The sequence below is a fragment of the Myceligenerans halotolerans genome, from assembly GCF_054782975.1.
The window spans coordinates 58,608-70,521 of sequence record NZ_BAAGRL010000023.1; the positions used below are offsets into that span (position 1 = coordinate 58,608).

Here is an 11,914-nt window from a genome sequence, read left to right on the forward strand (position 1 = left end):
CAGGCGGGGCTCATCCCGTCCGGGGCCCTGCCTGCCGCACCCCGCCGCCGGCCTCGGGCCAGACGGCCGTGAACCGGGCTCCGCCGTCGGGGGACTCGTCGACGGCGACCCGGCCGCCCCGCCGGCGGACGAGCTGGGCGACCAGTGCCAGACCGAGCCCGGCGCCGCCCGAGGTGCGGGCGCGGTCGTCCGAGACCCGGTAGAAGCGGTCGAAGATCTTCGGGCGGTGCTCCGGCGGGACGCCCGGGCCGTCGTCGTCGACCAGGACGCCGACACCCGCCCGGTAGGTGAGGACCGACACCACCACCTGCGTGCGCGTGTACCGGCAGGCGTTGCGCAGCAGGTTGTCGAGGACCAGCTCGACCTCGGTGTGCGCGGCGGCCGCCCACGCCTCGCCCGCCACGGCCTTGACCACGATCGGCACCGGCTGGTCCGCGGCACGAGCCACCGCCGCGCGCACCTCGCCGACCAGGTCCACGTCGTCGGGCGGCGGGAACTCGCCGGCGTCCGAGCGCGCCAGCGCCATCAGCCCGTCGAGGAGCGCGGACAACCGCACGGCGTCCGCCAGGACGTCGGCGTGCACGTCGTGCGAGAGCTCCGGGTCGGGGTTGGCCGCCGCGACCTCCGACTGCACGCGGATCGACGCCACCGGTGACCGCAGCTCGTGCGCCGCGTCGCCCGTGAACCGCCGCAGCCGTTCCGCGGTGGCCTCCGTGCGGTCCAGCAGGACGTTGAAGTCGTCGGCCAGGGCGCGCAGCTCGCCCGCGGCGGCGTCAGGCACCTCCACGCGGGCGCCGGGCGCGAGCCGGCGCACCGACTGCCGCATCCGGGCGACCGGGCGCAGCGCCGACCCGACGGCGAACGAGATCGCGACCCCGGCCACCACCGTCCCGGCGAGCGCCATGACCAGCAGCCACCGGCTGCCCGACTCCTCCGCGGCGTTCTGGCCCACGAGCCCCGACCCGGCCACCACGAGCCGCTGGCTCCCGTCCGGGGCGGTCACGACGGTCCCGTGCCAGCGGACCGGCGGACCGGCGGCGCCGCTTCCGGCGGGCGGCGGCACGGTGGTGACCGGCATGCCGGCCTTCAGCGTGCGAACCTGGTCGCGGGTCAGGGCGGGCGCGTCACCGGGTGCGCCTGTGTCGTCGTTCGGGGCGGCGCTACCGCCTTCACCCGAGGCAGAACCGCCAGCGTCGTTCGAGGCGCTACCGCTGCCGGCGTCGTCCGGGGCGGCATCGACGCCGTCGACCGGGTTTCCCGCCGTGTCGAGGACGCGTACCTCCAGGCCGTCGGGCGCGACGGGCATCCGGCCGGCGACGACCTCGCGGGCCGCGCCGGTCAGGGCCACGGCGAGCTCGTCGTCCACGGCATGCGTCAGCAGCGGCCCGAGGCCCTGGCCCGCGACCATCGCCAGGCCGAGCAGGCATGCCAGCGTGACCGCCGTGGCGAGGGCCGTGATCCGCAGACGCAGCGACGTGCCCGCCCGGCGCCGGCGTGTCCCGTGCCCGCTTGGCGACCCGTGCCCGTTCGGTGGCGACCGCACTAGCGCGGGTCCCCGAGCTGGTACCCGTGCCCCCGGACGGTCCGCACCAGGTCGCCGGCACCGGCGGCGGACAGCTTGCGGCGCAGGTAGCCGATGTACACCTCCACGGCGTTCCGGGTCGCGGCCTGCTCGTCGCCCCACGCCTCGTCCAGCAGCTCCTGCTTGGTCCGCACTGTCCCGGCCCGCGTGGCCAGTGCCTCCAGCAGCGCGTACTCGCGCGGGCTCAGGGGGACGTCGACGTCGTCGTACCGCACGGCACGGGTGGCGCGGTCGATGGTGAGCGGGCCGAGGCGGATCCGGCCCCGCGCGGTCCCGGTGGCCGCCCGGCGCAGGGTGGCGCGCAGCTGGGCGACCAGCACCACGAAGGAGAACGGCTTGACCACGTAGCCGTCGGCGCCGAGGTCCAGTCCGTCGGCCTGGTCCACCTCGCCGTCCTTCGCGGAGACGAGCAGCACGGGCGTCGTCACCCGGGCGGACCGCAGCTCCTCCAGCACGCGGTACCCGGACAGGCCGGGGATCATGATGTCGAGCAGGATCGCGTCGAACGACCCGGTGCGCGCCAGCCTCAGCGCCGTCGGCCCGTCGGCGGCGACGGTGACGTCCATGCCCTCCGCACGCAGGCCGCGATCCAGCGCCTTGCGCACGCCCGGCTCGTCGTCGACCACGAGGATCTGCGGTCTCATGGCTGCCAGCATGCCGCATGCACCCCACGATCCGCCCCGCCCCACCGACCGCTCTCAGCGTCGTCTCAGCTCCGGCCCGCGTCTCAGGTTCGTCTCAGGAGGCAGGGGGGATCGTTGATCGTGTCGGTGCAGGACACTGGAAGACGAGAGCGAAGGAGCCGGACATGAGGCCGAGGACGAAAGCACTGGTCGCCGCGGGGTCGGGGATCGCCGTCGGGCTGACGGGCCTGGCGCTGAGCGCGCTGCCCGCCGGTGCGGACGACGATCCGGTGCTGCCCGAGATCGGTGCGGAAGAGCTGGTCACCTCGGTCCTGGAGGCCCGGCCGCCGGCGTTCGACGGCGTGGCCGAGGTCGAGAACGAGCTCGGGTTGCCGGTCGTCCCGGGGATGGAGGCGCTCGACGTCGAGTCGGTGCGCGTGTTCCACGACGGCGAGGAGAGCGCCCGAGTCCAGATCGAGCGCCCGGCGTCCGAGGTCACGTTCGTGAAGAACGCCGGCGAGGCATGGGCCTACGACTCGCAGGAGCACAAGGCGAAGCACTTCACCTGGGACGACGCCGACGCGGCGGCCGCCCGGGAGCGCGCCGAGGGCGAGCTGGCGGACCCCTCGCGGGCGGCGGCGGAACTCATCGAGCGGCTGGCCCCGACCAGCGACATCTTCGTGGACGGCACCGCGCGGGTGGCGGGCCGGCCCGCGTACGAACTCGTCCTGACGCCGAAGCCGTCGGAGAAGACGCTGCTGCGGGAGATCACGGTCGCGATCGACGACGAGACGCGCGTGCCGCTGCGCCTCGACGTTTTCGCCAACGGCAGCACCGACGCCGTCCTCTCCCTCGGCTTCACCGGCTTCGCGGTCGGCGCGCAGGACGCGGACCTGTTCGAGTTCACGCCGCCGGAGGGCGCCGAGGTCGACACCACGGAGGCCGACGACGTCGCACGTGCGGCGGGCGAGGGCGCGGGGCACGACGCCGAGGCGTTCGAGGAGCGGACGACGACGGTCGGCGACGGCTGGGACACGGTAGTGATCGGCGAGATGCCCTCCGGGGCGGAGTCCGGGGACCTGACCGGGCCAGGCGGGGAGTTCGGCCAGGAGTTCGGCGGGGACGCCCCGGACCTCAGCGGGATGCTCGGCCAGATCGGCGTGCCCGTGTCCGGCGAGTTCGGTTCCGGGACCCATGTGCGGATCGCCGTCGGCGGCGCGATCATCACCGACGACGGCCGGGTCGCGGCCGGTGCGGTGCCGCAGCAGGTGCTCGTCGACGCCCTCGACAGCGACAGGGCGGTCCAGGAGTGACGACGGTACGCACCGCCGAGGCGGCGGTACCGGAGGCGGGCGCCTCCGGTACCGCCGTCGCGGCGCGCACCCGGGGGCTGCGCAAGGTCTACCGCGGCACGATCGCCGTGGACGGCGTGGACCTGGAGGTCCCGGAGGGCGCCGTGGTCGGGATGCTGGGGCCGAACGGCTCCGGCAAGACGACGACGATCCGGATGCTGCTCGGGCTCGTCCAGCCGACCGAGGGGGAGATCGAGCTGCTGGGCGTGCCCGTGCCGGGGCACGTCGACCGGGTGCTGCCGCACGTCGGGGCGCTCGTGGAGGGCCCCGGCCTCCACCCGTTCCTGTCCGGCCGGGAGAACCTGATGCGGTTCGCCGCCGCCGAGCCGCTGCTGGCCGGCGGGGAACTGCACGGCGCCGTGTCCGCGGCGCTGGAGCGGGTCGGGCTCACGCACGCGGCCGGGCGGAAGTACCGCGAATACTCGCTCGGCATGAAGCAGCGCCTGGGTCTCGCGTCGGCGCTGCTCGCGCCCCGCAGGCTCGTCGTGCTGGACGAGCCGACGAACGGCCTCGATCCGGCCGGTACGCAGGAGGTCCGCCGGATCATCGCGGAGCTGCACGCCCGCGGCGTGACGGTGCTCGTGTCGTCGCACCTCCTGGCGGAGGTCGAGGCCACCTGCACGCACGTGGTCGTGCTCAACCAGGGCGTCGTCGTCGCGCAGGGCGCGCTGGACGACCTGCTGGAGTCCGGCAGCCCCACGCTGCTCGTCACCACGCCCGACGGCGCGCGGGCCGTGGAGGTCCTGCGTACCGGCCGGATCCCCGGGCGGCTCGCGCCCGACGGCGTGCGCGTGGACATCGCGACGACGACGCCGGCCGCGGCGATCGAGACGCTGGTCCGCGCGGGCGTGCGCGTGGACGAGGCCCGGCGGGAGCGCACCGGGCTGGAGGAGGCGTTCGCGCGGCTGACGCACGACGTGGGCGACATGGTCGGCGTGCTGGACGGCGACGAACCGGAGGAGATCCGATGACCACGCGAGAACCGGGGACGGAACGAGGCCCCGTCGCGCGCGGCCCGATGGCGGAGCCAGGACGGGTGACCGGCGGTGCCGCGCCGGCCGGCCCGGGCCTGATGACCGCGCAGGATCCGATGACCGCGCGGCGGCCCGGGGCGGACGGCGCCGCCGTGCTGCCGGCTCGCCGTCGTGTGCCGCTCGTGCGCCTGCTGCGGGCTGAGGTGCGGTGGATCTTCCGGCGCCCGCGGACGCTGGCCGTCCTGGCGCTGCTCGCCGCGCTCCCGGTGATCACCGGCGTGGCCGTCGACCTGACGCTCGACGGGCCGGCCACCTCCGGCCAGATGGGACCGGGACCCGGGCCCGGGCCCGGTGGCGGGCCGCCGATCTTCGTCACGATGGCCTCCAGCGCGTTCGTGCTGCCGCTGGGGTCGCTGATGACGATGCTCATGATGCTTCTGCCCCTCACCGTCGCGATGGCGAGCGGGGACGCGCTGGCCGGCGAGCAGTCCCACGGCGCGCTGCGCGGCTGGCTGCTCGCCCCGGTGTCCCGCGGGCGGCTGCTGCTGGTCAAGTCGGCGGGCGTGCTCGCGGTCGCCTTCGTCGCGTCCGGGTTGGTCGTCGCGTCCGGCCTGGTGACCGGGCTGATCCTGAGCGGGACGGACGGCCTGATATCCATGTCCGGGACGGAGCTGTCGATCGCGGACGTGCTGGGTCGGCTGGCCGTCGCCGTGGCCTGGGCGACGCTCTACCTCATGGCGATCGGGGCGGTCGCGCTGGCGGTCTCGGCGTCCACCGAGCACCCGATGCTGGTGGTGGTGAGCGTGCTCGGCGGGCTGATCGTCTCGGTCGTGCTCATGCAGATCTCGGCGCTCGACTGGCTGCACCCGTTCCTGCTCCCGGACTCCGTGACGGTCCTGGTCGACCTGATCCGGGACCCGGTGTCGTTCAACGGCCTGGCCGAGGGCGCGTTCCGGGCGCTGTGCTACCTGGTCATCGGCCTGTCCCTGGCCTACGCCCGCCTCACGACCCGCGACGGCTGACCCGCCGCGGCGCTGCCGTGCCGCGTCGAGTCTCCCGATCACGAACCATGAGGTTCCCTGCGAGCCATGAGGATGCTTACGCCATTGTCGGCAGATCGGTAAGCAAGCTCGTGGCTCGCAGGGAACCTCATGGCCGGGCGGGCTCGTGCTCCATGAGGGACATCACGGCCCAGGCGGGGAGCTCGACGTCCAGGTCGAGCACCCCCGACGGCGACACCGTGAGCCGCTCGCGCCGGAGGGCGTCGGCCTCGGTGCGCAGCCGCGCGGTCTCCTCCCTGGTCAGGTTGAGCGGCTCGCCCAGCTGATGCCACGTCTCGGCGACGTTCCCGTGCTCCAGGTCGAGGATCTCGACCTGGAACCGGGTGCCGGGCGCCAGTCCTTCGACGCGGTGCCGGATCCTGCGCGCCGGGCCGACGTCGGCCAGCGGGCGCGTCGTCGCATACCCGTCCCGCGAGCCGACGGACGCGCGGCCCATCTCCTCCGGGTAGTTGAAGAAGAGCCCCGCGAGCTCTCCCGTGGCACCGGAGCGGGTCAGCACGCCCTGCGGCGTCGACAGCAGCAGCCGGTCACCCAGCCGGGCGAGCATCGCCATCGCGTGGAAGGTCGGCTTGTGGATGCCCTGCTCGTTGACCAGCCCGAACCCGCCGTGGAACGGCCCGATCCCCGCGCCGCCCTCCTCGAACACGTCCGTGAACGTCCAGTAGGCGATCGAGTCCGCGAACTCCGCGCACTGCAGATAGGCGCGCGTGATGTAGGTCGCCGCGAACACCGTGTCGTGCATCGCGTCGCGGCTCGACGGCGAGGTCGACCACTCGGTGATGTGGATCGCCGCCTGCGGGAACGCGCTGCCGGCCAGGATCTCGCGCAGCATGACGAGGTCGTCGTAGGTGGCGTCGGCGTAGCGGCTGATGGCGTGCCCCTCGCCGTCGGCGCCGAAGGCGTAGTCGGTGGGGTACAGGTGGGTCGTCACGAAGTCGACCGGGAGGTCGCGGGCGGCGCACCAGTCGAGGAACTCCTTGATCCACACGGGACGCCAGTGGAGTGCGTCGACGTCGTCGGCCACGGCGGTCGCGTATTCCTGGGTGCGGTCCTCCGTCTCGCCGCGGTAGCGGTCGTCGGGCACGAACACGCTGGTGGACGGCCCGCCGACCTGCAGCTCGGGGTCGATCGCCTTGATCGCCCGCGCCGTCGCCCCGTACAGCTCGAAGTACTCGGTGCGCGTCCCCGTCCAGAAGTGGGGGACCAGGTTCGGCTCGTTCCACACCTCGAACGGCCAGCGGCGCACCTCCTCGATCCCGTACCGGCCGATCCAGTGCCGCACCGTGGTGGTCACCAGCTCGATCCACCGGTTCATGTCGGAGGGCGGGCTGCCGTGCGCCTTCCACCAGAAGACGGTCTCCGTGGCCGTGGCCAGTTCGCGGGGCATGAACCCGAGCTCCACGAACGGCCGGGCGCCGGTCTCCAGGATGGCGTCGAAGACCTTGTCGACGTAGGCGTACGTGTACCGGGGTTCGGGGAGCGACTCCCCGGGGCCGAAACCGCCGCCGTTCGTGGTGCGGTAGACGAACATGTCGTCGTGGAAGACGCCATGGAAGCGGACGTACCGCGCACCCAGCACCCGGACCACCTCGCGGAAGTGTTCCTGCCAGTCCGCCCGGAGCGCCTCGTGGGCGCGGCCCGCCCCGACGCACTCGTTCCAGATGTGCTGCAGCGCGCGCTCGACCGGCTCCGCGCCGTCGATCCGGAGAGCGGCCTGCGGCGGTGTGGCGTGGCCGGGCATCCCGGTGTCGGGCAGCGGCACGGACGTGGCGTCGTCGGAGATGGTGCCGGACACGGCGTCGTCGGACATGGTGTTCATCCCTTCACGGGTTCCGGTCGGGCGCTCAGGCGAGCCGGAGCTCGGTGGTGACGTAGGAGTGCGGCGGCAGCTCCACCAGCAGGCCGCGCGGGTGCTCGCGGACGCCGTCGAACGGGGCGGGCGCGACGGCCGACGGCGCGTCGGGCGTGTTGTGCGACTGGAGGGCCGGCGCGGTGAGGATCCGCGCGCCGGTCCACTCGGCGGTACGGCCGCGGAGGTCCAGCACCACCTCGCGGGGCTCGGCCGCGTCCAGGTTGCTCAGCGAGACGAGCGCGCCGTCGTCCCTGGTCGACGCGGTGACGGAGACGAGGGGGAGCGTGCGCCCGTCGGCCTCGGTCGTCGGGACGTCGCGCAGGAAGACGTCCAGTGACGCCGCGTCGTGGTGGCCGGTGTTCATCTCGAACACGTGGTACGTGGGCGTGAGCACGAGCGCGCCGGAGTCCGGGTCGGTGAGAAGCATCGCCTGGAGCACGTTGACCGTCTGCGCGATGTTCGCCATGACCACGCGGTCCGCGTGCCGGTGGAAGGCGTCGAGGTGGGTGCTGGCGACGAGCGCGTCCCGCAGCGTGTTCTGCTGGTACAGGAAGCCCGGGTTGGTTCCCGGCTCCGCGTTCCACCAGGTGCCCCACTCGTCGACCGCCAGGCCGACCTTGCGGTGCGGGTCGTAGCGGTCCATGACCGTGCTGTGCCGGGCGAGGAACTCCTCGATCCGCGACGCGCGGGACAGCGCGGTGTACCACTCGTCCTCGGTGAACCGGGTCGCCTCACCCTTGTCCGACCAGGAGCCCGTCATCGTGTAGTAATGCAGCGAGAGCGCCTGGAACGGATCGGCCGGCGCGGCCGGGTCGGCGGCCAGGTCGTCGAACGACCGCATCATGGTCTCGGTCCAGTCGTACTGGTCGTCGTGGGGGCCGACGGCGATGCGGTAGACCCGGTTCTCGCCCTGGTCGCGCACGAACGTCGAGTAGTGGCGGGCGAGGGAGGCGTACTGCTCGGCCCGCATGTTGCCGCCGCACCCCCAGGTCTCGTTGCCGATGCCCCAGAACGGGACACGCCACGGCTCGTCCCTGCCGTGCTCGCGGCGCAGCGCCGCCATCGGCGAGTCGTCGCCGCGGGTGAGGTACTCGACCCACTCCGCCATCTCCTGCACCGAGCCGGATCCGACGTTCCCCGACACGTACGGTTCGGCGCCCAGCAGTTCGCAGAGGTCGAGGAACTCGTGGGTGCCGAAGGCGTTGTCCTCCACGACGTCGCCCCAGTGACTGTTCACGATCCTCGGGCGCTGCTTCCGCGGGCCGACGCCGTCCCGCCAGTGATAGGTGTCGGCGAAGCAGCCCCCGGGCCACCGCAGGTTCGGGATGCGCAGCGCCCGCAGCGCCGCCACGACATCCGAGCGGATGCCGCGGACGTGGGGCACGTCCGAGTCCTCGCCCACCCAGAACCCGCCGTAGATGCACCGGCCGAGGTGCTCGGCGAAGTGCCCGTAGACGTGACGGGAGATGACCGGGCCCGGCAGGTCCAGGTTGATGATCGCTGTGGTCGTCATGTCGCCTTCCGGTACGACGGCGTCCGTGCCGTCCTCGAACCACGATGTTCGCGGTGTTTATCGTTAAACTCCGTGGCAGGAGTTGATCACCCGGTGCCGTGCGTCGTCAAGTCGCGGCCCGCCGATCGTCACCGTTTCGTGACCGACGGCGGTGCCGGGTGCGCGATGCGGTGTCCGGGCTGGCAGAGTGAGCCGTCGTGGAGAGGAGACGGATGGTCACGATGAGCGACGTGGCACGGGCGGCCGGTGTCTCGGTGATGACGGTGTCGAACGTGCTCAACGGGCGGTCGAACGTGGGGGCGGACACGCGGCTGCGCGTCCTCGAGGTCATCGACGAGCTCGGGTACGAGATCAACCTGACCGCCCGGCGCCTGAGGTCGGGTCGCACGGGAACGATCGGCCTCATCGTGCCGGGCTTCGACCTGCACTACTACGGCGAGCTGGCCTCCCGGATCTCCGAGGCGCTGGCGCCGGAGGGCATGCACCTCGTCGTCGAGCAGTCGGGCGCGAGCCGCGAGCGGGAGCTCTCCGCGCTCTCGCTCGCCAGGCTCCAGCAGTACGACGGCGTGCTGCTGAGCGCCGTGGGACTCGACATGGCCGACCTCGACCGGATCCATCCCGACGTGCCGATCGTCCTCCTCGGCGAGCAGGCCGTGCCCGACCGGTACCACCGCATCCGGATGAGCAACGCCGCCGGGGCGCGGCTCGCCACCGGGCACCTGATCGACTGCGGTGCCCGCCGCATCGCGGTGCTGGGCGGCAAGCTGTCCGCACCCCGCCCGGAGATGGCGACGTGCCGCGCGGAGGGCTGGTCCGAGGCCCTCGAGGCGGCCGGCCTGCGTCCCGACCCCGGGCTCGTGATCCCGCTGCGCACCTACTCGATCGCCGAGGCGCGCGGCGCGATCGCCGCGGCGGTCGCCGGCGGGCTGGAGATCGACGGCGTCTTCGCCGTCACGGACGAGGTGGCGATCGGCGCGCTCGCGGGCCTGCACGACGCCGGGCGACGGGTCCCCGACGACGTCCAGCTCGCCGGATTCGACAACCTCGGCATCTCCGAGCACCTCGTGCCGGGCCTGACGACGATCGACCCCGACCACTCGACGACGGTGGCCGAGGCCCTGCGGCTCCTGAACCGCCAGCTGAAGGACAGGACGGCCGAACCGGAACACGTCGTGAGCGACGTGACCCTCATCTCCCGTGGCACCACCCGCGGCTGAGCCTCCGGCGGGGCGCCCTCCCCCGCCGGAGGTCCAGACGCCGGAGACGATCCCGCGCGCCTACTGAAAAGTGATATAGATCACGAATGGTTCACCCGCTGATCCGCGGAACGTGCTCCGCGGCGTGTCCGCGCGCGCCACCGTGCGCGGCGGGTGAAGGTGTAGTGAACGTGAATACTCTCGACGCGGAGCGTGTTGGCACGCTCGTGTCCGTGGGGGCAGGATCGTCGGGGCGCACGGCCCCGGCGACGACTTGTCCCGCGGTACCGGCCGGGTCCGCCGGACGACCGGCCATCGACTGCCCATCGACGACAAGGCGACGACGAGGACATGAACGACCTTCTCTACGTGAACGGCGGGAACCCGCTGAACGGTTCCATCACGGTGCGCGGCGCCAAGAACTTCGTCTCGAAGTCCATGGTCGCCTCGCTGCTGGGCGAGACCCCGAGCGTGCTGCGCAACGTGCCGCAGATCCGTGACGTCAAGGTGGTCTCCGGGCTCCTCGAACTGCACGGCGTGGCCGTGAAATACGACCCCGACGCGGGCATCCTCGATCTCGATCCCTCGAACGTCGAGTCCGCGCACGTCGCCGACATCGACGCGCACGCCGGTGCCAGCCGCATCCCGATCCTGTTCTGCGGGCCGCTCCTGCACCGGCTCGGCGAGGCTTTCATCCCCGACCTGGGCGGCTGCCGCATCGGCGACCGGCCGATCGACTACCACCTGGACATCCTGCGCCAGTTCGGCGCCGTCGTCGACAAGCGCGCGGGCGGCATCCACCTGCGCGCCCCCCGCCGCCTGCAGGGCACCAAGATCTCGCTCCCGTACCCGAGCGTCGGCGCCACGGAGCAACTGCTCCTCACGGCGGTCCGCGCCGAGGGCATCACCGAACTGTCCGGCGCCGCGATCGAGCCCGAGATCATGGACCTCATCGCCGTGCTGCAGAAGATGGGCGCCATCATCTCGGTCGACACCGACCGCGTCATCCGCATCGAGGGCGTCGACCGGCTCGAGGGGTACAACCACACGGCCCTGTCGGACCGCATCGAGGCGGCGTCGTGGGCCTCCGCGGCGCTCGCGACCGGCGGCGACATCACCGTCAAGGGCGCGACGCAGCCGGAGATGATGACGTTCCTGAACACGTTCCGGAAGGTCGGCGGCCGGTTCGAGGTGCAGGACGACGGCATCCGGTTCTGGCACCCGGGCGGTGACCTGAAGTCGATCGTGCTGGAGACCGACGTGCACCCCGGCTTCATGACGGACTGGCAGCAGCCGCTCGTCGTCGCACTCACCCAGGCCAAGGGCCTGTCGATCGTGCACGAGACCGTCTACGAGAACCGCTTCGGCTTCACCGAGGCCGTGCGGAAGATGGGCGCCACCATCCAGGTCTACAAGGAATGCCTGGGCGGCGGAGCGTGCCGGTTCGGCGCGCGGAACTTCCACCACTCCGCCGTCGTCTCCGGCCCGACGCCGCTCGCCGCGGCGGACATCGAGGTGCCGGACCTGCGCGGCGGGTTCAGCCACCTCATCGCGGCCCTCGCCGCGAAGGGCCAGTCGACGGTCCGCGGCATCCGCCTCATCGACCGCGGCTACGAGAACTTCCAGGACAAGCTCGTCGCCCTGGGCGCCGACGTCTCCCGCGACTGAACGGCGCCGAGCGCCCCCACTCCACGAGGACCCACGCCCTCAAGCCTCTGCCACCCACGCCGGGGGTCGTGGGTCCGGCGCGCAGCCCACCAC

Annotated in this window: 9 protein-coding genes; 5 read left to right on the forward strand and 4 right to left on the reverse strand. The window is 72.8% G+C overall.

What is annotated here, in order from left to right:
- Positions 1-10: 10 nt before the first annotated feature.
- Both ACYVK5_RS15660 and ACYVK5_RS15665 read right to left on the reverse strand, forming a co-directional pair.
- Positions 11-1,543: a HAMP domain-containing sensor histidine kinase gene (locus tag ACYVK5_RS15660; protein WP_460706604.1), complete on the reverse strand. Its 1,533-nt coding sequence runs from the start codon at positions 1,541-1,543 to the stop codon at positions 11-13.
- On the reverse strand, positions 1,543-2,226 hold the full coding sequence (locus tag ACYVK5_RS15665; RefSeq protein WP_460706606.1) for a response regulator transcription factor: 684 nt from the start codon (positions 2,224-2,226) through the stop codon (positions 1,543-1,545). Before ACYVK5_RS15665 ends, ACYVK5_RS15660 begins: the two co-directional genes overlap by 1 nt.
- A gap of 164 nt (positions 2,227-2,390) precedes the next feature.
- On the opposite strand from ACYVK5_RS15665, the gene ACYVK5_RS15670 reads away from it, so the two are divergent.
- From ACYVK5_RS15670 to ACYVK5_RS15680, 3 genes are read left to right on the forward strand one after another with little or no spacing between them, the layout of a single operon-like run.
- Entirely contained in the window at positions 2,391-3,518 is a 1,128-nt protein-coding gene (locus ACYVK5_RS15670) for a hypothetical protein (protein ID WP_460706608.1), read from the forward strand.
- Positions 3,515-4,528 carry an ABC transporter ATP-binding protein gene (locus ACYVK5_RS15675; protein ID WP_460706610.1) on the forward strand — a complete coding sequence of 338 codons (1,014 nt, stop codon included), beginning with the start codon at positions 3,515-3,517 and terminating at the stop codon, positions 4,526-4,528. Before ACYVK5_RS15670 ends, ACYVK5_RS15675 begins: the two co-directional genes overlap by 4 nt.
- A complete protein-coding gene (locus ACYVK5_RS15680; protein ID WP_460706612.1) occupies positions 4,525-5,553 on the forward strand; it encodes an ABC transporter permease in 1,029 nt (342 codons plus the stop codon). The genes ACYVK5_RS15675 and ACYVK5_RS15680 overlap by 4 nt, the downstream gene beginning before the upstream one ends.
- 127 nt (positions 5,554-5,680) lie before the next feature.
- Here ACYVK5_RS15680 and ACYVK5_RS15685 read toward each other — a convergent pair whose 3' ends face one another.
- Both ACYVK5_RS15685 and ACYVK5_RS15690 read right to left on the reverse strand, forming a co-directional pair.
- Positions 5,681-7,402, reverse strand: coding sequence for a GH39 family glycosyl hydrolase (locus ACYVK5_RS15685; RefSeq protein ID WP_460706614.1), 1,722 nt, complete (start codon positions 7,400-7,402; stop codon positions 5,681-5,683).
- 34 nt (positions 7,403-7,436) lie between these two features.
- Positions 7,437-8,957: an alpha-N-arabinofuranosidase gene (locus ACYVK5_RS15690; RefSeq protein ID WP_460706616.1), complete on the reverse strand. Its 1,521-nt coding sequence runs from the start codon at positions 8,955-8,957 to the stop codon at positions 7,437-7,439.
- A gap of 221 nt (positions 8,958-9,178) precedes the next feature.
- Here ACYVK5_RS15690 and ACYVK5_RS15695 point away from each other — a divergent pair, with 221 nt between their 5' ends.
- Positions 9,179-10,174, forward strand: coding sequence for a LacI family DNA-binding transcriptional regulator (locus tag ACYVK5_RS15695; RefSeq protein ID WP_460706618.1), 996 nt, complete (start codon positions 9,179-9,181; stop codon positions 10,172-10,174).
- 330 nt (positions 10,175-10,504) lie between these two features.
- Positions 10,505-11,821, forward strand: a complete 1,317-nt coding sequence (gene murA, locus ACYVK5_RS15700) for a UDP-N-acetylglucosamine 1-carboxyvinyltransferase (protein WP_460706620.1) — start codon at positions 10,505-10,507, stop codon at positions 11,819-11,821.
- Positions 11,822-11,914: the final 93 nt, after the last annotated feature.

Excerpts from the sequence above, each read along its gene's own strand:
- ACYVK5_RS15665 (WP_460706606.1), bottom strand. The coding sequence starts at position 2,226 with ATGAGACCGCAGATCCTCGTGGTCGACGACGAGCCGGGCGTGCGCAAG.
- ACYVK5_RS15670 (WP_460706608.1), top strand. The coding sequence starts at position 2,391 with ATGAGGCCGAGGACGAAAGCACTGGTCGCCGCGGGGTCGGGGATCGCC.
- ACYVK5_RS15680 (WP_460706612.1), top strand. The coding sequence starts at position 4,525 with ATGACCACGCGAGAACCGGGGACGGAACGAGGCCCCGTCGCGCGCGGC.
- ACYVK5_RS15685 (WP_460706614.1), bottom strand. The coding sequence starts at position 7,402 with ATGTCCGACGACGCCGTGTCCGGCACCATCTCCGACGACGCCACGTCC.
- ACYVK5_RS15690 (WP_460706616.1), bottom strand. The coding sequence starts at position 8,957 with ATGACGACCACAGCGATCATCAACCTGGACCTGCCGGGCCCGGTCATC.
- ACYVK5_RS15695 (WP_460706618.1), top strand. The coding sequence starts at position 9,179 with ATGAGCGACGTGGCACGGGCGGCCGGTGTCTCGGTGATGACGGTGTCG.
- murA (WP_460706620.1), top strand. The coding sequence starts at position 10,505 with ATGAACGACCTTCTCTACGTGAACGGCGGGAACCCGCTGAACGGTTCC.